Genomic DNA, 22240 nt, shown 5'->3' with positions numbered 1-22240 from the left:
ATCTACAGTTCGGGCTTGGTGTCCCTAGGGGCAGAACGAGTTTATCTCTGCTTTTGCTTTTTCGGATTGTAGTAAAGATTTTATCCTTTACTTTTCTTCCTAGATACAAGGGGCATAGCATTCCCGCAGAAATTTATAAATTTTCAGGTCGCCTTAATTTGGGAATGCTTTGCCCTAAACCTCACAACGCAGGGACAATTTATCTGTGAAGGCATAGAGGGCACAGCATTTGCAGATCGATATGGTTGCGGGTTTTAAAAAATGTGGTGCAAATGCTATGCCCCTATAGGATTCTCACTCAATTTTGCTAATTCCTCCTTCGCAAATTCCTTTAACTCTTCATCAGGATCGTTGTTAGAGACTGTCTTCAATAACTCCAATGTTTGAGGTTTATCGCTGTAATGTTCGAGGATGCCTTCTAGTGCAGTTTGACGGGGATTATCTTCCCAATCGTACTTACGCTCAAAGGGATTGTGGATTACGTGATCGCTTAAAAAGTCAAACGTTTGTGGGTCATCATTCCAGCCTTTAGCAATCTCTTGCACCGCCGCCCATCGCACATCCCAATTCTGATCGTTAAGAGCGCGGTCTTTGAGCCAAGGAAGGGTATCAGAGTCATCTTTCCAGCCTTTGGCTATCTCTTGTACYGCCGCCCTTCGCACATTAACATTCTGATCGTTAAGAGCGCGGTCTTTGAGCMAAGGAAGGGTATCAGAGTCATCTTTCCAGCCTTTGGCTATCTCTTGTACCGCCGCCCTTCGCACATCATAATTCTGATCGTTAAGAGCGCGGTCTTTGAGCMAAGGAAGGGTATCAGAGTCATCTTTCCAGCCTTTGGCTATCTCTTGTACCGCCGCCCTTCGCACATYAACATTCTGATCGTTAAGAGCGCGGTCTTTGAGCCAAGGAAGGGTATCAGAGTCATCTTTCCAGCCTTTGGCTATCTCTTGTACCGCCGCCATTCGCACATCATAATTCTGATCGTTAAGAGCGCRGTCTTTGAGCCAAGGAAGGGTATCAGAGTCATCTTTCCAGCCTTTGGCTATCTCTTGTACCGCCGATTCTGGGATAAAGGATTGTTGATCAAACTTAAGGCATTTTTTTAGCCAAAGTAAAGTGTCAGAGCCATCTTGCCATATATTTGCGACGTTATTTATAAGTCTAATTGCCAATTCCGAATTGAACTTATCAGGAGGTTCTTGTTCAGCTTCATGTTGTAATGTTTTTAGTAATTTATTTGATGTAGGCGCAATCAAACTTCTGTTTCTCACCTCTACAAAGCAATCTGCTGCCAATAAAAGATTTGATAGCCCTTCTTTTTTTAGCCTATTTCCCTCGCCTAAAAATGCACTTCTATCAACTTTCTGCTCCAAAAGAAAATCAATAATGTCGGCTACAAATCTCGGTTCGATCATCCCCGAAATCAGCCGCAAGACCTCATGCCAAAACTCATCCTGCCAATGCTGCCCAAACACATCATTGATTAACTGCTCACTCGTCAGCGTCTGCTCCTCCTTAAACTGCCAAACAAACTCCCACGCACAAAAATATTCCAAAAAAGTGCGATGCACAAACCCATAGGAATCCCCACCCAGATCGCAGAGGATGAAATTGCGCGTGCGAAGCTGACCGATCATGATACGGGCGATTTCCCTTGGCTTCTCCACCTCAATCGTCTTCAGGTAATCCGTTAAAATGCTCTCCAACTGCGCCGCACTAATCAAATTCCCCGCCAAACCCTTCGCGCTCGACTGCATATAATAGGCAACCTTCCGCAACATCGCCTGCTTATCGCGATAGTCAATCGTTTTCGGGTCAATCCGCCGATCCTCCACTAGCGCTCGTTCCACATCCCATTGATGCAACAACACCCTAGAAGCTTGGTTATACAATTCAGGACGATCCCTCGGTAACTCCTGATTACGATTGAGAATCGCCATCATCGTTAATAACAAAGGATTACCCGCCAACTCCTTAATCGATCGCGACTCCCTAATCGCCTTCTGCAACCGCTCCCGCTTGCGATCCTTATCCGCACCCTCCGCAAAATTCAAATCGTGCCAACGCACCACAAAATCCTGCATCTGCTCATCAGTCAACTCTTGCAGCATAAAATGCTGAAACCCCGCATCCCTTAACCGTTGTGCCTTATAGCCCAACCACCGCGAAGTCGCAATTGACCTCACCGCAGGATACTCATTCGTAAAGCGATGGATATCCGTCACCACCTCATCCCGCAACGCAGGATCGAACACCTCATCAATCCCATCAAATAGGGCAATAACATCCCCATTCTTCAGCTTTTCATGCAAATCCTGCTGATTCAGCCGACAGGTAATATTCCCACCATGAATAAACGAAACAATATCCTTACATTTCCCTGCTTGCTTATCACGGGCATAGGTACGCAACTCCAACAAAAGCGGCAACGGATACAAAGGCAAATCTCGCACAGGTCGCTCCGCCCAAATCAAAGCCAGATATTGCAACAGCGTTGATTTCCCAGAGCCGGGATCGCCCAAGATCACTGCATATTTAGCAATCCCATCTTTCGCCGCATTATGCGGATCGCCCAATACCTCAAAGACTCCCCGAATCGGTTGCTCGACATAGCGCTTGCGATGGTTCTCTAACTCCGCTTCGGCAAGTTCCAACACATCCAACTGTCCGCTCTCCTGCAACAGCCACGATCGATCCTTCGGCAACTCATACACCTGCGGAATAAACTCCTGACATTCCCGCAAATTCTGAGGAATAAAGATCTTCCAGAGCTTCAACTCGTTGTAATACACCCCAGTCGTATCCAGAGATTCTAACTTCAAGTTGCCATACTGCTCCCGCAACCCTTCGGCATACTTCTCCAAGTCAAAAGCTGGCGAAATTCCCGCCACTTCCTGCACAGCATCCGCTATTTTATCCAAGGTCTGCACCTCAAAAATCGGACGCAACTTATCCGAATTCTGGACAATCTTCTTCACGGCTCTAATGTAGGACTTACTCAAAAAGTCCCAATTCATATCCTCTGGCAAATGTGGCAAATTCAACTCTGTCCAAACTCTCATCAACAAAGCCGTATCGATCGCCTTACATTGCACATTAAACGCCATCCCCAGCGCCGCGCTTACCTCTTCGCGCTTAATAAACTTGTGCAAATAGGGAATGTATTGTCTAATGATTGCTTCTTGATAACCCGCATCCTTGAGTTCTTCCTCAATCAATTCCAAAAATTCTTTGAGCGCTTTCCCATAGGCTTCCTTCAACACATCAGGCTCAGGCAAACGGATCACCTTCTTCAAGCAATCCTTAAAAAAGTCCTTCCCATAATCCTTTGCCGCATCCTTAGCCAAATCCTCAAGGATAGGATAAATGATTACTCCTGCTGCTTTCGACACACCCCAAACTAACAACCAATCGATCATCGCTAAAAACTCCAAGTATATTACTCAGACACTTTGCTAGTTAGTAGGAGTGATTAGCTCCTGATTTTAGCTATTGTATCAAACTTGCTAAAGTTTAGCTGAAAGTATTTGACATACTCATTAAAGAATCGGGAATTATGGAAGAAAATACTGAGAGCTACTGTAAAATGAGTGGCTATGAGAACAGACACACTCTTCTATCAATTATTCAATACCTTTCACAGCCTCCTGTTTGAGCTAATCGAACGACCGATCTCAGAAGCAGAAGGCTATGAATTTAGTTCAGTGGAAGTAAAAGAAAAAGCCTTTCGGTTCGATGGCATATTTAGCCCAAAAGCCAAAGACAAACCGATATATCTAATTGAAGTCCAATTTCAGCAAAAAGAAGACTTTTACTGGGAATACTTATCCGAGATATATCTTTACCTGAACCAATATCGACCAGAACAAGAATGGCAAGCGATCGCTATATTTGCAAGGCGTAGTTACGAACCAGATCCAAGAAGCCATGTGCAGGAAATGCTCGACTGTCAGAGGATACAGAGAGTATACCTAGAAGACTTACTAGAGCGAGAGACTGACTCCTTCGCGATCGGGATTATTCAGTTAATTTTATCTAGCGAAAGTCAAGCCGTAACTAAGGCAAGACAACTAGGTGAAAAGATTGAGCAGGAAAGGGATACCGAAATCCAAGAGCAGGTACTAGAATTAATAGAGACGGTATTGGTATATAAATTTCCCAAATTAAGTCGTCAGGAGATTGAAGCAATGTTTACATACAGCGATTTAAAACAGACCCGTGTATACCAAGAGGCAAGAGAAGAAGGCGAGCAACATGGTGAACAAAAAGGTTTAAAGCTAGGTGAACAAAAAGGTTTAAAGCTAGGTGAACAAAAAGGTTTAAAGCTAGGTGAGCAGCGTGGACTGATAAAAGGGCAAGCCACAATGCTACTAAGGCTGCTCAATCGCAAGTTTGGACAGATTACCCCAAGTTTGCGGGGCAAGATCAGCAAACTATCAGCAAAACAGTTAGAAAATCTAGCCGAAGCTTTATTTGACCTAGAAACGATCGCTGATCTAAGTGATTGGCTAAAAAACAAAGGCACAAAGTAACAGATATGATCCCCAAAATAAAAGACGGTGCTTTGCACCATCTTTTATTTTGAATTTATAAAGCGTTTTAATTAGCGATCGCCACGGATTAACAACAACTGCACCAGTTGCAGCGCCGCATAAATTGCAGTCGCCACATATGTCCATGCTGCGGCATTAAGCACCTTACGAGCGCCAAGATTTTCTTCACCTTGGAGAATGCCTAGCTCATCAATTAGCTTCAGAGCGCGGCTAGACGCATCAAACTCCACAGGTAAAGTCACAATGTGAAATAGGATCGCGCTCGCAAACAAAGCAATACCAATATTGATGAAAACCACACTCAGACTGCCGAGGGATGTTAGGAACAGCCCTGCCATCACCATCAAAGGACCAAAGTTTGCGCCAATATTTGCCACTGGTACTAACGAAGCCCGAATATTCATAAATTGATAGCCACGCACATCTTGCAAAACGTGACCACATTCATGAGCCGCGATCGCTGCGGCCGCTAGAGATGATGATGCATACACTGATTCTGATAGACGCACTGCCTTAGCAGAAGGATCATAATGATCGGTCAGTTCTCCTGCTACTTGCTCTACGGTTACATCATGAATACCCATGCGTTGCAGGATTGTCTTAGCAACCTGTGCGCCTGTCATTCCTAGGCTAGATCGCATATCTGCATATTTTTCGTAAGTCGCTTTGACACGCTGCTGCGCCCAAAACATCAAGATCATGCCTGGGATGAGGATCAAATAGGATGGGTGAAAAAACATTGACTTTTCTCCTTCTGATATTTCTATGTATGATTATGCCCTCGCCGCCGTAGTCTCTGGCGGTAGTGAAAACACTACTCGCATGGCTAGAAAGATCTACAAGAAATATCTATATGATTAGTCAAAAGAATTATCCCCAAGTATCCTGTACTGAAACAAAAATCAATTCAGGCATTTTTTAGTTTAAAAATTTAATGTAGATTTTTAGAGTAACTATCTGGCAAATAAAAAATAAACAAGAAAATAATGAAATAATAACAGTAAAATGTGCAGCGATATTTTTTGAGTGATATTTCTGAAAAAGTATCAGTAAAGAATTAAATAATAAGTATAATTACTCAAGAGTGAAGGATCGATATATTAAGTATAAAGAAAAGTTTAAGCGATCCCAAATATGACAAAATTTCTAGCACAATACTATTATTCAAACGGAGCTAGCTTATATATAAGCTCTGAATTTAAATACCAAATTAATAAAACATCTAAAAAAATAAGTGATCTGTCAGGGCAATTGGTAACTTTTACCTAGACTTGCCAGATCACTTATTTTTTTATAGGTTCCATAATCTTTTTTGTTGGTTTTTTGAAGAGATCGTTGTAATGCCTATTTTAAAAGGGTTATAGGGATTTATATTTTATTCTTCTTTGTCACATCCTCAACTAGCAGCGATTCCGCGAATAGGTATTGAGACTCAAATAAAACTACTGCGACAAATTATAAAGAAAATATTAAGCGATCCCAGTTTTGGATACGTATCTTAGAAAATAAGATCAATTAAACGGAATCGGCTGATTTAAAGATTCTGAATTTCAATGTCAATTTAACAACAATTTATCTAAATAAATGGTTTGCTATGATTAAGTGAATTTACTTAATTGCAGCAAGCCATTTATTTTATCAGAGACTTTTTCTTGTTGGAGTTTAGCAAAAGCCCATCGACTAATCCCTAATTAATTTTCACTCAATTATCTGGTTCAAGTCTTTTAGACTGAGTAAATAGTCAATTGTCTATCTTGTTGAAAAATCAGACATTTGGGACGCACAATAAAATCAAGAACCGATTTTTAGTGGCGCGGTAAAGCCGCGCTACTAAAAATCTGGTTCTTGATTAAATCCTAGAACCTTCATCACATTATCTACTTGCGAGTTGAAAACCTATTCGTGGAAAGATTTAATATCCGCAGCGTTATTGAAGGTTATACCCAAGGCTACTTTTTGATGTCAGAAGGTGATGGAGAGCCGATTGAGTGGTATTACACTAACAGCCGCACCTTGATCCCACTTGATCAGCGCTTTCGATATCCTAAATCTTTGCAGCGTGTCATCAACCAAAACCGCTTTGAAGTTAGGATCGACACTGCCTTTGAACAAGTGGTAGAAGGCTGTGCCGATCGCGAAACCACATGGATCTCCAAAGAACTGCGATCGCTTTATAGCAATTTACACAAAGCAGGATGGGCGCACAGTTTTGAGACATGGCAAGGCGATCAACTAGCTGGGGGGATTTTAGGAATTGCTATACGGGGCGTATTTATTGGCGAGTCAATGTTTTTTAAAATTCCTGATGGCTCTAAGGTGGCGATGGTGAAGTTAGTAGAGCATTTGCGATCGCATGGGTATAGTTTATTTGATGCTCAATTAATGAATCCCCATCTGGAGAGGTTTGGAGCCTTTGAGATTGATGATGATAGTTACCAAGCTTTGCTAAAGCAAGCTTTAACCAAATCTTGCAACTTCACACCAATTTCTGCAACCAAACCTTAAATAGGTAAAGGATTGCCGCGCAAAGCGCGGCAATCCTTTACCTCAAAAATCATTATTATTTATAACGGGTTTCAGATTAAAACAAGGGTATAACGGTTTTCGTTTTGCCTACGGCAAAACGAAAACCGCTATATGATGGGAAACATGAGGTGAAAAAGAGTTGTGGCAGAACTACATCAAGTTGGTGAAATCATCCAATCTCGCTACCGTATTGCTAGCATTCTTGGACAAGGTGGGATTGGAATCACCTATGCGGCTTTTGATGCCCAAACAGGCGATCGCGTGGCGTTAAAAGCCCTATCATTCCGACGCATGAATGAATGGAAGGTGCTGGAATTATTTGAGCGAGAAGCAAAAGTACTTTCTCAACTTGACCATCCTGCTATTCCCCGTTATCTAGATTATTTTCAGATTGATACCGATCGCGATCGCGATTTTTACATCGTGCAGCAACTGGTAGAGGGAAAATCTCTTGCCCAAGTGATCGCCGACGGTTGGCATGGTAGTGAGGAAGATATTAAACAGATTGCTGAGCAAGTACTAGAGGTGTTGAGCTATCTCCATCAACTCAAGCCACCTGTCATCCATCGTGATATCAAGCCCCAAAATATCATTCTTCAGCCCAACCGTAAAATTGCCTTGGTAGATTTTGGTGCAGTTCAAGACACCTATCGCAGTACACAGGTGGGCGGCAGTACAGTTGTTGGCACTTACGGCTATATGCCACCCGAACAATTTCGGGGTAAGGCTGTTCCCGCTACCGATCTATATGCGCTTGGGGCAACGATTTTATTTTTACTGACGGGGCGATCGCCGTCGGATTTACCTGAAATTAGATTTAAGATCAGCTTCCGAGATGCAGTGAATATTTCCGATCACTTCGCGAATTGGCTGGAAAAAATGATTGAACCTGCGATCGAAGATCGATTCAGTAGCGCCCAGCAATCTCTTAAAGCTTTGCAAAACCCCACCTTGCCATCGCTCGAAAGTCGAATTAGCGACCTAGAAATTAGTCGTCTGCTTAACCCAAATAGCGATCGCCTCGACAATAAATATCAATATCCCAAACCTCTGGGAAGTCGCATTGAACTTAAAAAGACTGATAGTGTTTTAAAAATTGAGATCCCGCCTGCGGGGCTGCGTGGAGAAGGCGTGAGCATTCTATCATTTGCAGTTTTTTGGAATGGCTTTCTGATCATATGGACATCGATGGCGCTTAGAGCAGGATTTTTTGCACTTTTCTCAATTCCGTTTTGGATTGTCGGTATTGGCATAGCCTATGCGGGCTTATCGATTATGTTTGGCAAAGTTTGCCTAGTAATTAGCGATCGCACCTTTAGTATTGACTGGGACGTTTTAGGAATCAAACGCCATGTCCAAGGCAAAACCCAAGATTTACGACAGATTGAGCTAAAGAGTTCCTACGAAGTAAATAATCAGCCTGTAATGGAGTTACGCTTAAATCAAGGTATTTATACCCATAAATTTGGATCAGGGCTAAGTCGTCCTGAAAAAGACTGGTTATTGCAAGAAATTAATGATTTTTTAGCAACATGGCGATCGCGTCATTAAAACTTAAACCAAAATCAAATTAGTTGTTGATTTCTGATTTTCAGGCAAGGAAGCTTTAGGGAACCTATCTAAATAGCAACCACAAGCAGCCCATTTACCCTGAACTGTGACTGACAAAAGATTACAGTAGCCGCCCTGTCTACCTTTTGGGTCATAATTTTTGCAGAATCGACAATCCATAACAACTCCATAAGCCCAAGACTAATCTATATTTGCCTTAATTGCATTACAGTTCTGTGATTAATCTTCGTGTTTATTGTGATCGCGATCGCTTTACAGCACTTTACTTTTTTTGTTCTTTTGGAAATGTACATTTTACAGAAATTTCCAAGTTACTTTCAGCATTGCCTTGAGCAATAAAAGGAACTCCTCCTTGAGCGCTAATTTTGATCCCAAATTTAAGATTTACCTCTTGGATCTCAGCCGCCGCAAAATTCCTAAAGGCACTCAAAGCGCATAGAGTATAGCCGCGAATCGTATCACGAGTCTGCTTCATACTAATTGCCGCAATATCAGAGAACCCCTTTCCATCTGGATCGTCTTCATCATCCTCATAGCCAGTTTGAGGATTTGAAACTTTTAGATTCTCATTTGATTCAATATAGATTTCATATACTTCTTCACCTTCTTGAATTTGGTAACGTTGAAGATCTGCCATTAAAAGCTCTGTTAGTTTAGTAAATTTTTCACACCACTTTATAGCAGCTTTTCAACTAACTGTAATAATTATTAAGAATTTTATAACCATCAAAAACATCTTAATTATTATAAAATAAAGAAATTAAAATTTATCTGAGTAACCTAACATGGCTCGATATGCTCTAGTAATTGGAATTTCTGAATACAGTGGTGGTCAGTTTCGTAATTTAAAAAATCCAGTTACAGATGCTGAAGCTGTAGCACAAATACTAGAGAAGTATGGCAATTTTCATGTTAAACGTATTCCTTCCATTACTAATGAAGATAAAAAGACTTATAAGGTAACTCGCAAGCCACTTAATAAAAATATTTTGGAGAGTGAGTTAACTAAATTCCTGCAAGAACAAGCAACTAAAAGTGATGCACTCATTTACTTTAGTGGTCATGGATTTGCTCAATTAGATACTCTTAATAATGAGTCCGAAGGATTTCTAGCTGCTTCAGACTGTATGCTTAAGTTTAATAATGATAAGACAAAAGTAATCAGCAATGAAAATAGTGTTTCTCTAGATAGACTCAATAAACTCATTGGCAATACTAACCTTAGTAGTCTAGTGGTGATTTTGGATTGTTGTAATTCAGGATATTTTGCATCTGGGGAGTTGATTAGGCGATCGCTAAAGAAGTTTAATACACAAAGCGACTACTACCTGATTACGGCTAGTCAAAGCTATGAAAAAGCGTATGAATCTGAAGAATATAGTCTGTTTACTCAGGCTTTGCTCAAGGGACTTAAGCCAGAGAATGCTGGTTCGGATGGCAAAGTCAGTGGCGATCGCTTATTTGATTTCATTAATACAGAACTAAGAAATTCACGTCAAGAACCAACTCGTGCAGGTTGGGGTAGATCGATCACAATTGTAGAATTTGCTTCTCAAAATCGTGATCAATCATCTGAGCCAGACTTCAAATCGCATAATCCTTATCGGGGATTAGCAGCATTTGAAGAACAGCAAGCCGATTTTTTTTATGGTCGCGAAACTGCTACAAGAGATTTAATTAAGCGGATTACTGATAGCACATTTTTGGCTGTCTCAGGTACTTCTGGTTGTGGCAAATCTTCACTAATTAAGGCTGGGTTACTACCATATTTAGCAAAAGATTACATTCCCGATAGTAGTAATTGGGTAGTTAAATCTTTTACTCCAGAAGATTCCCCACTCAGGAAATTGGCAAAAGCTCTAGAACATCGTCCTCCTGAAAGTCAAACATTACTGCTATTTATTGATCAATTTGAGGAAGTATTTACACTATGCAAAGATGAACATGACCGTAAAGAATTTATTAGTCAAATTACAAAAGAAGCAACTAACCCCAATCAATCTACAAGAGTCATCATCACAATTCGGGGTGATTTCCTACAGCAATGCGCTGAGTACCCAGAAACTGCAACCCTCATTAATCGTAATGAACCAACAACTTATTTTATTACACCTCATACAGAGATAGAGCTAGAGAAAGCGATCGCAGAACCTGCCAGAAAACAAGGAGTTATCTTTGAAGATGGTCTGATATCAGAGATCTTGCAAGATGTGGCAAATCAATCAGGAGCCTTGCCGTTATTACAATATGCTTTAACTGAATTGTGGAATGCTTGTATCAAGGACAATACGCGATCACAACTCACGAGAGAAAAGTATGCAGAAATTGGTAGAGTTGGTGGCGCATTACAAAAAAGTGCTGAAGAGCTATATCGGGATCTAGCACCTAAGGATAAAGACTATGTACGCCGATTGTTTATGGAACTAGTGGAGCTAAGTGATGTTGATCAAAATACTCGTCGTCGTGTTAGTTTGCCAAGATTACAGGATATAGCTGATTCTCCAGAACAGTTTCAACGCATTCTAGGACAACTATCGGCTCACAATAGAAGGTTAGTTGTTGCTAACGATAAGACCGTAGAAGTAGCTCATGAAGTACTTTTATCTGGTTGGGAACGTCTTCAAAATTGGATTAAAGAAGACCGTGAAAACACTCAATTTAGTCGAGAGTTAGAAGCTAAAGCTGAAGAATGGAAGACTAATTACGATAAACAAGAAGATGCTTTGCTAACTGGGTTACCTCTAGCAAAGTATGAAGTGTGGAGACAAACTAATAGTAGCTACTGGATTTCTTCTTTGTCTGAAGAGTACCTAAAGAAGAGTGTCGAAAAACGCGATCGCGCCAAAAAGCGCAAATTTCAATTAACAGTTGGCATCATCTCAGGTTTTGCATTAGCTGCGATCTCTTTAACTTGGATACAAATTAGATCATTACAAGACCAAGCTAAATCTTCTATAGAAGGACAAATCAAGGCACAAATCACTCTAGCTGAAACTCTTTATAAAAAAAATGATCAATTACCTGCTCTAGTAGAAAGCGTAAAAGCTCTAAAAATATTAGATGAGAATAGAACAGCAATAGATAGTTCTCTATACCTATCTCAACTACAGCCAATCATTTATGGAGTCCGTGAACGAAATCGCTTAGTGGGAGGACATAAATCTCTAGTTTACAGTGCCAGTTTCAGTCCAGACGGTAAAATGATTGCAACATCAGGAGATGATAATAATATTCGACTATGGACTACTCAAGGAGTCCCTATAAGAGAACCTCTCAAAGGGCATGAAGATCGTGTTCGGTATGTAAGATTTAGTCCCAATGGGAAAATAATTGCTTCAGCTAGCTTCGATGGAAAAACTATTCTCTGGAGTGCCAATCATAATGGTATATGGAAAGCTATATTTAAGTTTACCAACCATCAAAATCAAAAGGCAGTGTATGATGTCAGGTTTAGACCTAATAGTGGAGATATGGCATCTTCTAGTGAAGATAAAACAATAAGAATATGGAATAAAGATGACAAAAAGAATATTGTTCTTCAAGACAAAGATACTGTGATGAAAAATGAATATAGCATTTATAGTATCGATTTTCATCCTAATGGAAGAATTCTTGCATCTTCTGGCTACCTAGATGGAAAGGTGAATTTATGGGATTTAGCAAATGGTAATAATAGCCAACCTGAACATTTAGGCAAATCCAAAGAGGAAAAACATAGCGAACTTGTCTGGGTAGTTAAATTTAGCCCAAGAGGGGATATTCTTGCTTCGGCTAGTCAAGATGGTACAGTTAGACTCTGGAAAGTACAAGATAAAAAACTTATTGGAATTATTAAAGTAGAAGATCCATCATCTCGAATTTTAGGTGTAGCATTCAACTCCACTCAAAGTACTTTTGCTACATCTGGTGAGGGGGAAAAGATTAAATTATGGGATATTAATAAAGCTATAAGTCTATGGAAATCAAGTAACAAAGATCTTAGCGAGCCTATTATAGAACTGAAAGGTCATACAAAGACTATCAATCGTGTTTCATTTCATCCTAAAGATGATTCCATACTTCTATCAAGTAGTGACGATAATACAATTAGATTTTGGGATGTTGGTTTAAATAGATTTAATCCCTCAAAAGAAAACTTAGAGTTAGATTCGTTTATTCAATATGGGTGCATTTCTCTATATGATTATACTCAAGGCAATCAAGCAGGAAAATCAAATTTAGAGGTAATTAAACAACTTTGTACAAAATATAGCAACAAACTCTAAGTACAAGACAAAAATTTAAAAATATAACGCTCAATTAGTCTAAAATCCTTGGCTCAATAGGTGAATATTAGAGGAGCTTTTACTTATCCTTAGATCAGCAGAGCTAAACTATCAAACCAATTCGTAGTTAACTAGCCCGTATACTTTTTTGGAGGTGGATTTATTACATCTCTCGGAATCATATGTTCATTTTCTATTAAGCTGAAGATAGTTGTATCGATATACTCAGCTTTGAGTATTGACCACCAGTCAAAGGTTAAGCCTCTTAATACATAATCATAAGGAAGCCAACCATAACCATCCTCACCCCATGCAATTCCCCAGGAATTCCTAATTTTAAAAGCTCCTGTTGTTGGTTTAGAATCTTGACTAAATCCATTTTTGATGACCTTATCATCCTCAAATCCAACTGCAATAAGAGCATGGCTTCCAATACATTTTTCATGTTTTTCTGGGAAAGGAATAATTCCCTTGATTTTTTCCTCTTCTGTTTCAGAGCTTTCATTTTTTATTTCGGTTTTATGAACTTCATATCTACTCTGTTTAAGTAATGACTCATAGCCCCACATACCAAACATCACAGGATAGCCAGCTGTGACAAATACTTTGATCTGCTTTAATAAATCCTCGGCTGATTTTTTAGGGCGATCAAGTCTGATGTAGCTAGTAGCTCTGTAGTTTTTCGCCAGTCCATAACAAAAAGCATCTGGTTCCTCATTTAGTGCTTCTGGTTTATATTGCCAATATCTTTCAGGCGGTACACCAAATAAAGCCATAGCTGCGATCGTCTGTCTCACCGTCGCACCAACAAGAATCTCATCACGCATCAATTTTCGAGTAACTGTATAAAGAAATCGCTTTGATAGATCTTGATACACCCCTGATTCTTTGCGCTGAAAATACTCAAGAAGGGAAACTCCTGCTGCCGCAGTACAAGTAGCAGCATGGATCTGGTCTTCAATGGGAGACCAATCTTTTGCCTCAGATTCAAAATGTTTTAATTTCGTGACATCAATTGATGTCTTGGTTTTACTCTTACCTAACGTGCAAATATTCTCATTTAACGGCACTAAAATAGATGATGACTGCTCTAATTTTTCTCTTGCTTTATCCTTTGATGACAGAACTACCAACTCGTCACTTTTTTCTGGATACCAAAGACCAAAATCTATCTCACCACCAATTAGCTTTAAAATTGCATCAATGTAAGGGTAATCTCTGAACTCTAGATAGTCTGACATAGGTTTAGATCTATTAGTATTAAAACAAAGAGCATTAAGTCACATTAAATCAATATTTCATATTTTGTAAAGCCATTTGTAATTCAGGTGACAAAAATTAACTTAATACAATAGGTTCTCAAGTTAAAAGTGTTGAATATCCTCTAATTGTCTTGATTACAGCAGTTTCTTATCCCTAAGATACTAGGAAAATTTATCCTGATTAACAATGATTTGTCACTTTTGAAACTGCAATGTTAAGATGGAAATAAAACTTAATTATGTCAGACACCTCTAGCAAACCATTCTCAACTTTTGAACGCTACCTTATTTTTGTCGATCGCATAATTATTAATATCGAAAATGGCAAGCTGCTATCAAAAGAACATGTCTATCGAATTCTTAGTGAGAGTTTAGAATCGGGAACAGGGGAAATATTTGAACGGGCTTTAGAAGAACAAGCTAATTTACTTCAAGCAAATTTTGCTGCTCAAACGGATGAAGTGAAACAGGCAAAAGCAAATCAGAAACTTCGTGCCATGAAAATTCTCAAGGATGCATGGGAACAGTGGCAACAAAATTATCAACTTCAGGATACCTGTGCTAGAGGTTTACAAACTATTCTCAATGCCGAACCTCAAGAGCGTCTAGCTACATTAATCCAAGTTCTTGATCCCAATCATACGCCTGTTTTTGAACGTCAACATATTCAGCTTCTTATCCAATTACTGCAAAAATCCGCCGATACTCTGCCCGATGATTCAGAAGCGTTTGCATTACGTCAGTTTGCGATCGGGCTGACTCGTGGATTAGCAGATTTTGATCTATTGGAAGGTTCCCTTGTTAGTTGGCTATACGAACCACAAAGACAGGTGGGATTTGAACGCTCGAAGATCAGTGGACCTTGGCATAGTTGGGCGCAACAGATTACTAGTCCTTTACCCCGTGATCTGTTTGCAGGACAGGCGAGTAACCAATCAGCAGCAGCGATCGCACAGGCTCAGCGAAGCATTGATATTAGTGCTTGGGTAGAACTATCAATTCTACTAAGATATTTGCAAAATGGTTTGGTGCGTTGGTTCGATCAGCAGCCCTACGATGCCAAGGCAGGGATGCATATGACTGGGGTTACCTTTATTGCTTTTGCAATGATTTGGGGTGAACTTAGCACGGGCTTCCAGAACTCACAACAACTATCGGCAAGCGATCGCCAATCTCTATCGAAGATCTGCTTTCGCATCAGCTTACAGACTTTACGAACCTTTGCCCAACGCGAAAACTTTCCGCTTTATGGTGGTGTCTTTGCTTCTTTTTCGGGAGAGAGTTTCCGAGAAACCATTAACTATCTCGATCAACCACTCAAAGAAGCAGAGAATACGCAGGAGAAGGCACGAATTCTCACGGTTTTAGGCTATTCAAAAGCTTGGATGGGACATCATCAAGATGCGATCGCTCTCCATCAAGAAGCATTAAACCTTGCCCGTGAAGTTGGCGATCAACTTTGCGAAATTGCAAATCTCAATCACCTCAGTCGGATTAGTCTGATTCAAAAAGACTTTAGTACTAGTGAGTCCCAAGCCCAAAGAGCGGTAATTTTAGCGCGACAAACTGGCGATCGCCAAGGTGAAGCAAATGCTCTGGCTAATTTAGGCTATAGCGAGGTAATGATCGCAAGACAACAGGAATTGATTACGCCTGAAGAACTGGAAACTCCAATCAGTCATTTGGAACGCGGACAAAAGCTATCCGAGAAATTGAATGATCTCCAAAATCAAGCGCTTTGTTGGGTGGGATTGGGGACTGCTTATATTGCGATCGAGCAACCAAGTCAAGCCCAGATCGCCTTGGAGAAAGGCTTAGCTTTAACTCAACAAATTGGCGATCGCGATTTACAAGCACTTAGTCATGCCTATCTGGGCGAAGCTCTTTATCAACTTAATCAACTAGAATTAGCAACTTATCACGCCTGTTTGGGAATGTATTTGCTAGAGCAGCGTCACAGTAAAGCATGGCAACAGTCGGCGGCTTTGGTGGTGATTTTGCAAGGAAAGCTAGGCGCAGAAACTTTCTCGAATCTATTGCAACAGCAGCGATCGCATTTAATCGCTCTAATTGGTGTGGATGGGTTTGACCATTTACCAAATTTGATTGCGCGCTATCGCCAAGGAGAAGATTAGTCTTACAGCTTGATGTTACGTGGATGGAATTCCTGCGATCAGATAAGTCTAGGGTGGGGTGCAGTCACTACAGAATCTGAATTATTGGAGTAGTCGCCAGATCCCTGTGGTTGCTCTAAGTAGATGGGCATATTTAATTACAAACCCAAATCTGTAAAACGTTAACTTACATCATTTTTGGAGTTGATACTAAGGCATTGAGTATGATGATTTTATGGCGATCGCTTGGCTGGATATCGTACAATCTTAGTAACTTAGGTAAAACAATAAGCTTAATTATTTGACGATCGCTGAAGCACAGGAACAATTACCAGTGCTGTCTAAGAACCTCAGAGATCCAGCGATTATTTTATTAGTGGGGAATACCTATATGAACAAAATCCTGAAATGGCAGAAGATGAAATGACTCGCAGACGTTCTGCTCTTGTGGATGAAAAACAACTTGCTCGATTTGCGACTGAAGTTGGGCTAGATTTTAGAATCCGTTTGGGAGAAGGCGCAAAAAGAGAAGGTGGTTATACCAATCCTAATATTCTGAGTAGTACATTTGAAGCAGTTGTTGGTGCTTACTACTTGGATAACAATCGTAATATCGATGCACTTCGTCCCCTAATAGAACAACTATTTGACTCTGTACCAAAAGATATCATGGTTGTTCGCTCCAGTATAGATTCCAAAAATAAACTACAAGAATTTGTGCAAGCAAATGGAGCAACAACTCCTCCCAAGTACGAAACTGAGCAGATTGGCGGAATGTCTCATGCTCCCGAATTCCTAGCTAAAGTCTATGTCAATGGCAAAATCTATGGTGAGGGCAAAGGTCGTAACAAGAAAGATGCAGAAAAAGAAGCTGCGGCTGATGCACTGGCAAAACTGAAAAAGCGGGGATTGCTTTAAATACTCAATTCCAAAAACAATTGGTGTTTTGATTGTCTTGAGGATTTTGGCGATCGCCTCTGGTTCGTTAGCCTATAGAACCCATTTGGCATCTTAGGAAGCTTTAGCAAGGCGCTTAAGCATAAACCTGATAAAGCAAAGATGAATTCTCGCATTAGCGTTGTCTAAAGTTCTGTCAAAGTTTTTGACCAGACTTTTACAACGATCCATCCAAACATTGGAACGTTCCACAATCCAACGCATAGGAATGACGACAAAACCAGATATGCCCAAAGTCTTCTTCTCCAAAGCTTCTTGTAGTTCCTTTGATTAGGTGATTTCAGCGCATTAGATAGGGCGATTTCAGTTCTTTTTGATCATCTTTGAAATTACAGATATCAGTTTCTGAGCGATAGATATATTCAACTTCTTCATCGGATAACACTAATTCTAAATAGAGTTCTCCTATCCATCCACGAATCTTACTGAGTTGAAAGAAAAGCAGAAACTGTTGCTCGCTCAGTAATTCTTGGGTTCTAGCTATTTGTATAGGTGTCATAGAAGTCCCCCTCAGTTCGCATTTCAATTCTGGACATCACTATTATCATGGCGATCGCTAAATCCGTTGGTGATTCAAACAATAGGCAATTAACGATCTCCAACACTCAAAATGACGATGGCAATTACAACAATCAACGATCTGGGTCATTCATGAACAGTGATCTCTCCACATTAAACAGGCTGCACTGTCCAAAAAAATTCTTCGTTTTTTATAAAAATAAACTCAGTTAACCTAATACAATCTTTTAATAGCTGATTTTACTTGGCAAGAAAAATGCACCTTATTCCCCAAACCCTTTTTTTGCAAGGGCAAGGGGAGACAGAGTTTTTCTTATTCCCCGATCCTTATATACCAATTCACAAAGATGTGCCAAAACTTTTGGGAATTAAAAAATAAACCCATTAAGGGTTTTAAAATCACAAAATGACAACGCCATTTTGTGATTTGGTATAACAAGGAGAAGGGCAAGAGATCAGGTGTTTAGCAACTACCAGATAAAATCAGTTAAAGGGCTATACGGAATTGAGATATTAGGTACGGCAATATGTTGAGAATTCCTGTGATTTTTCGTCAACACAAATCTATTTGGAAAACCTGTATTAATTGCCTTGGCATCGCCATAGTTGCAGCAGGTTACTATGGACTTGCCGAAATTTGTCGCCACCTCGCTTCTACGCCTCAAGATGTCACACCTGTTTGGTTTCCCGATGGATTTGCCTCCGCCGCTATTTTGCTATTTGGCGATCGCTTACTCCTTGGGGTCTTGATTGGTTCTTTCTTAGCAAATATTTGGGCTTTTCTGAAAACCGATACTACTTTACATTTGCTGCAATCTATAGCCCAAGTCATGATCATTGCGATCGGGACAACTACAGGAATTGGCTTGGGTAGTTATCTGTTGCGTCGGGCGATCGGTCGAGAAAGTCCACTTAGAAATTTTCGGAATGTCGCCCAGTTTTTTGGGTTTACAGCGCTAATGGGAACGATGGTGAATGCCACCGCAGGTGTAACAGCCCTATGCTTAGGCGGCACGATTGCTTGGTCTGGGTATCCAAATGTTTGGCTAACTTGGTGGGTGTCCAATGTGACAGGTATTTTTGTATTAACGCCGACTCTCTTAAGTTGGAGTGAGATTACTCGCTATAAACTTATCCACTTCTATCGCAAAACTAAGCCTTTACATCTTTTTGAAGCATTGGTAATGTTGTTCACTGTAGTGGCGATCGCCCAAATATCCTTTGCTGGTAATTATCCCATTGAATACTTGATTATTCCCTGCTTAGTCTGGGTGACTTTTCGTTTTGGTCATTTTGCCGCCACTAATTTGATCCTCTTGATTGCCATAATTGCTATTGTCGGTACACTCAAAGGCTCAGGATCATTCGCGAGAGATAATATTAATGAATCCTTACTGTTATTACAAAGTTTTATTGTCGCGACTGTTTCATTTACATTAATTTTGTCAGGAACGATTAATGAACAGAGGCGCAATAGCAATCATTTAAAAAAGTCCCAAATCGAACTACTTCAGAAATCACAACTTCTCACTGAGAGCAATCAGGAACTTATCCAAGCCAAACAATTAGCCGAATCTGCAAATCGTTCAAAAAGTCACTTTTTGACTAGTATGAGCCATGAGTTACGCACCCCACTCAATGCAATTATTGGTGTCACCCAATTGCTTCAGGAGGAAGAGAGTAATTTACCGCAACAAAAAGAAGATTTACAGATTATTTATAATGCTGGATTCCATTTATTAGCTTTAATTGAAGATATTCTCGACATTTCCAAAATCGAAGCAGGTAAAATGGAAATTCAACCGATGGATTGTCAATTTTTACAACTGTTACAGGGAGTGAGTGAGAGTTTTCGAGTTTTAGCAAATAAAAAAGGTATAGACTTAATTTGTAAATTTACACCCGATCTACCCCAGATCGTACATACAGATGCTAAGAGATTGCGGCAGATTCTCTTTAATTTGCTAGGTAATGCTTTGAAATTTACAGACAAAGGCTCAGTGACTTTTGAAGTCAGCAAAATCACTAATCAAGAGTTGATTGTGGATCTCGTCTCTTCTGTCCACATCAATACCATCACCTGTTCTTCCCATACCATAGCGCCTACATCTGAAGTTGTATATGTGCTATTTGCGATCACCGATACAGGTGTAGGGATTGACTCTGAGAAAATGAGCAAAATCTTTTTACCCTTTGAGCAAGTGGGAGAGAATAAGTTTAAATCTCAAGGTACAGGGTTAGGCTTAGCCATTAGTCAAAAAATTGCTCAGTTTTTGGGTGGTGAAATTAATGTAACTAGTGAATTAGGTGTGGGTAGCTGTTTTAATTTACGATTACCATTTGAAGTTGTTGAGCCTATGAGCTATGGGGAAATTGATCATGATACTCACGAATATTTATTGTCAGGAAATTCTGCTCAAGCGATCAATTCGCATCATGGTTTTGATACCAAGCTAGCCCAGAAATATCCTTTAAAAATTTTACTTGCCGAAGATAATCTTGTGAATCAGAAAGTTGCTTCACGAATGTTTCAAAGATTGGGCTACATCGTCGATATTGCGAATAATGGTCTGGAAGTAATTGAAATGCTGCGATCGCGTACTTATGATCTGGTATTTATGGATATTCAAATGCCTGTAATGGATGGCTTAGAGGCTACAGCCAAGATTTTAGAAGAATGGAACTTTGCTATGCGTCCTCGGATTATTGCGATGACCGCCAATGCTATGCCTAGCGATCGCGAGCAGTGTTTAGCGGCAGGAATGGATGATTTTCTGAGTAAGCCTATCCAAATCGAAAATTTAATTGCCGCCATTAAGCGATCGCAGGTTCATGTCCTGTTATAGAACCCATTTGGTATTTTCCCACAATTACCAATCACTCGAACCTGAAGCGTTGTAATTCCTCTGTACCGTGTAAATTTTCACAATGGTAACATAGTGTTTTTGTTTTTTTTATCTATAGCAACGCAAAAGATAGCTAGAACCCAAAAGATGATTAGCGGTGCTTCGCGCCGCTAATCATCTTTTGGGTTTTATGTCCTAAGCAAAACTTATCATTGCTATATAAGCCCTACTGCATCGAAAATAATTTGATCTAATCAAGGTAAGCTGCAAATAGACCATAGTATTGATCGCGTTAGAAATCAGTAAACCCATGAGCTTAATGCCTAAGCATTTACCGAAAACTGCTGCCCTCCTAAAACATAAAGTCCAAAAGCCCTCTAGACAAACACCTCTGAGGCAATGGTGTTTTTTTGCCAGCTTGACGATCGCTTTACTGTCAGGATGTCAACCAGCACCAACTCCAAGCCCCACAGTCACACCAACCGCGACGGCAACCCCAACAGCCGCAACCACCATCAAAGATAAAGCTCCAGAGGGGATTTTAGAACGGGTGAAAGCTCGTGGGAAGCTAATCTGTGGTGTAAATGGTAAGTTGTCTGGCTTTAGCTACGTTGACGAAAAAGGGGTGTGGAGTGGCTTAGATGTTGACTACTGTCAAGCGATCGCGGCGGCAGTTTTGGGGGATGCCAAAGCGGTTGAGTTTAAACCATTGCTAGCCAAGGATCGCTTTACGGCGATTCAAAGTGGGGAAGTCGATGTCTTGATGCGAAATACGACCCGCACGTTAACCCGTGATGTCGCCACGAATATTTCCTTTGCGCCCACAACTTTTTTTGATGGTCAGGGGGTGATGCTCAGGATTGGGGCAAAGCCTAATACTGCGACAAGTTCGCCCAGTCCTGCAACTACTGCGTCGCCAACGCCAACGCCAACGCCTTCAGCATCTCCTAGTCCTACCAGCAGTCCTGCTACCGATAAAGATAGTGGCAAGCAAACACCTAAAACTAGTGAAGAATTGGCGATCGCCCTCAAAGAACTCACCGACAAAAAAATCTGTGTGGAAACAGGAATCAACGCCACAAATCTGGAATCTACATTTAAAGAAGCAAATATAGCGATCGAGACGATCATCTTGCCCGATCTCGATGAAGTCTTGAATGCTTATTCAAAAGGTGATTGCGAAGCAATTTCTTCAGAAAAATCACAACTTGCAGCATGGAGAAGTAAGTTACCTCGCCCAGCCGATCACAAAATTCTCGATCTGAGTTTATCGAGGGAACCACTTAGCCCTGCCCTAGTTGGCAATGACGATCGCTGGCGGGATGTGGTGACATGGATAATTTATGCCACTTTCTACGCCGATGAATTGGGTATTAATATGAATAATTACACCATTTTTAAAGACACTAAAAATCCTGAAGTGGCGAGATTTCTTGGCACATCCGACTCTTTGGGCATTGAGTTGGGACTTGCTCCAGACTGGACTACCCAAATCCTTAAGCAGGTGGGCAATTACAGTGATATCTACAATCGCAATCTCGCGCCCCTAGATATTCCCCGTGGTTTAAATCGCACTTGGAAGCAAGGTGGGTTGCTCTACTCGATGCCATTTCGTTAAATGCGGCA

General features: G+C 40.5%; 15 protein-coding genes and 1 pseudogene. 10 read left to right on the top strand and 6 right to left on the bottom strand.

Annotation, left to right across the window (positions count from 1 at the left end; translation table 11 throughout):
* Positions 1-209, top strand: a 209-nt coding sequence (locus B9G53_RS28115; protein WP_217901622.1) for a hypothetical protein, incomplete at its 5' end; no start/stop codon positions are given.
* Positions 210-275: 66 nt separating this feature from the next.
* Here B9G53_RS28115 and B9G53_RS18705 read toward each other — a convergent pair.
* Positions 276-3419 carry a HEAT repeat domain-containing protein gene (locus B9G53_RS18705; RefSeq protein ID WP_094534984.1) on the bottom strand — a complete coding sequence of 1048 codons (3144 nt, stop codon included), beginning with the start codon at positions 3417-3419 and terminating at the stop codon, positions 276-278.
* Between the two features lie 177 nt (positions 3420-3596).
* On the opposite strand from B9G53_RS18705, the gene B9G53_RS18700 reads away from it, so the two are divergent.
* Positions 3597-4532 (top strand): Rpn family recombination-promoting nuclease/putative transposase, encoded by a 936-nt coding sequence (locus tag B9G53_RS18700; protein WP_094534983.1) that lies wholly within the window; start codon positions 3597-3599, stop codon positions 4530-4532.
* 71 nt (positions 4533-4603) lie between these two features.
* Here B9G53_RS18700 and B9G53_RS18695 read toward each other — a convergent pair whose 3' ends face one another.
* Positions 4604-5293, bottom strand: coding sequence for a zinc metallopeptidase (locus B9G53_RS18695; RefSeq protein WP_094534982.1), 690 nt, complete (start codon positions 5291-5293; stop codon positions 4604-4606).
* A 1162-nt stretch (positions 5294-6455) separates the two neighbouring features.
* Here B9G53_RS18695 and aat point away from each other — a divergent pair.
* Complete coding sequence (aat, locus tag B9G53_RS18690) at positions 6456-7058, top strand: leucyl/phenylalanyl-tRNA--protein transferase (protein WP_094534981.1); 603 nt, start codon at positions 6456-6458, stop codon at positions 7056-7058.
* A 162-nt stretch (positions 7059-7220) separates the two neighbouring features.
* Positions 7221-8630 carry a serine/threonine-protein kinase gene (locus tag B9G53_RS18685; RefSeq protein ID WP_094534980.1) on the top strand — a complete coding sequence of 470 codons (1410 nt, stop codon included), beginning with the start codon at positions 7221-7223 and terminating at the stop codon, positions 8628-8630.
* 283 nt (positions 8631-8913) lie between these two features.
* Here the strand turns inward: B9G53_RS18685 and B9G53_RS18680 are convergent, their stop codons facing one another.
* Positions 8914-9288, bottom strand: a complete 375-nt coding sequence (locus B9G53_RS18680; RefSeq protein WP_094534979.1) for a CU044_2847 family protein — start codon at positions 9286-9288, stop codon at positions 8914-8916.
* Between the two features lie 148 nt (positions 9289-9436).
* Here B9G53_RS18680 and B9G53_RS18675 point away from each other — a divergent pair, with 148 nt between their 5' ends.
* Positions 9437-12916: a caspase family protein gene (locus B9G53_RS18675; protein WP_094534978.1), complete on the top strand. Its 3480-nt coding sequence runs from the start codon at positions 9437-9439 to the stop codon at positions 12914-12916.
* Positions 12917-13047: 131 nt separating this feature from the next.
* Here B9G53_RS18675 and B9G53_RS18670 read toward each other — a convergent pair whose 3' ends face one another.
* On the bottom strand, positions 13048-14157 hold the full coding sequence (locus B9G53_RS18670) for a C1 family peptidase (RefSeq protein WP_094534977.1): 1110 nt from the start codon (positions 14155-14157) through the stop codon (positions 13048-13050).
* Positions 14158-14417: 260 nt separating this feature from the next.
* Between B9G53_RS18670 and B9G53_RS18665 the strand changes: the two genes are divergently transcribed.
* The 3 genes and pseudogenes from B9G53_RS18665 to B9G53_RS18660 all read left to right on the top strand — a co-directional run.
* Positions 14418-16313: a tetratricopeptide repeat protein gene (locus tag B9G53_RS18665; RefSeq protein ID WP_094534976.1), complete on the top strand. Its 1896-nt coding sequence runs from the start codon at positions 14418-14420 to the stop codon at positions 16311-16313.
* A 280-nt stretch (positions 16314-16593) separates the two neighbouring features.
* The gene (locus tag B9G53_RS28630) at positions 16594-16719 is read left to right on the top strand and encodes a hypothetical protein (RefSeq protein ID WP_254923720.1); all 126 of its coding nucleotides are present in this window, start codon (positions 16594-16596) and stop codon (positions 16717-16719) included.
* Positions 16662-17210, top strand: a pseudogene (locus B9G53_RS18660) (putative dsRNA-binding protein); the annotation flags it as partial. The gene B9G53_RS28630 and the pseudogene B9G53_RS18660, both read left to right, overlap by 58 nt.
* A 93-nt stretch (positions 17211-17303) precedes the next feature.
* Here B9G53_RS18660 and B9G53_RS18655 read toward each other — a convergent pair.
* On the bottom strand, positions 17304-17483 hold the full coding sequence (locus B9G53_RS18655) for a transposase (protein WP_141211823.1): 180 nt from the start codon (positions 17481-17483) through the stop codon (positions 17304-17306).
* A 46-nt stretch (positions 17484-17529) separates the two neighbouring features.
* Positions 17530-17748: a hypothetical protein gene (locus B9G53_RS18650; protein ID WP_094534973.1), complete on the bottom strand. Its 219-nt coding sequence runs from the start codon at positions 17746-17748 to the stop codon at positions 17530-17532.
* Positions 17749-18295: 547 nt separating this feature from the next.
* Here B9G53_RS18650 and B9G53_RS18645 point away from each other — a divergent pair.
* A complete protein-coding gene (locus B9G53_RS18645; protein ID WP_094534972.1) occupies positions 18296-20614 on the top strand; it encodes an MASE1 domain-containing protein in 2319 nt (772 codons plus the stop codon).
* Positions 20615-20924: 310 nt separating this feature from the next.
* On the top strand, positions 20925-22232 hold the full coding sequence (locus tag B9G53_RS18640) for an amino acid ABC transporter substrate-binding protein (protein WP_141211822.1): 1308 nt from the start codon (positions 20925-20927) through the stop codon (positions 22230-22232).
* Positions 22233-22240: the final 8 nt, after the last annotated feature.

The organism is Pseudanabaena sp. SR411 (assembly GCF_002251945.1).
Classification (GTDB): domain Bacteria; phylum Cyanobacteriota; class Cyanobacteriia; order Pseudanabaenales; family Pseudanabaenaceae; genus Pseudanabaena.
Note: the sequence above shows the minus strand (reverse complement) of the source record. Positions and strands in the feature narration are given on the sequence as shown.

What these genes read in the sequence shown, in the direction of transcription:
- B9G53_RS18700 (WP_094534983.1), top strand. Translation starts at nt 3,597, where the DNA reads ATGAGAACAGACACACTCTTCTATCAATTATTCAATACCTTTCACAGC.
- B9G53_RS18695 (WP_094534982.1), bottom strand. Translation starts at nt 5,293, where the DNA reads ATGTTTTTTCACCCATCCTATTTGATCCTCATCCCAGGCATGATCTTG.
- B9G53_RS18680 (WP_094534979.1), bottom strand. Translation starts at nt 9,288, where the DNA reads ATGGCAGATCTTCAACGTTACCAAATTCAAGAAGGTGAAGAAGTATAT.
- B9G53_RS18675 (WP_094534978.1), top strand. Translation starts at nt 9,437, where the DNA reads ATGGCTCGATATGCTCTAGTAATTGGAATTTCTGAATACAGTGGTGGT.
- B9G53_RS18670 (WP_094534977.1), bottom strand. Translation starts at nt 14,157, where the DNA reads ATGTCAGACTATCTAGAGTTCAGAGATTACCCTTACATTGATGCAATT.
- B9G53_RS18665 (WP_094534976.1), top strand. Translation starts at nt 14,418, where the DNA reads ATGTCAGACACCTCTAGCAAACCATTCTCAACTTTTGAACGCTACCTT.
- B9G53_RS18650 (WP_094534973.1), bottom strand. Translation starts at nt 17,748, where the DNA reads ATGACACCTATACAAATAGCTAGAACCCAAGAATTACTGAGCGAGCAA.
- B9G53_RS18645 (WP_094534972.1), top strand. Translation starts at nt 18,296, where the DNA reads ATGTTGAGAATTCCTGTGATTTTTCGTCAACACAAATCTATTTGGAAA.
- B9G53_RS18640 (WP_141211822.1), top strand. Translation starts at nt 20,925, where the DNA reads ATGAGCTTAATGCCTAAGCATTTACCGAAAACTGCTGCCCTCCTAAAA.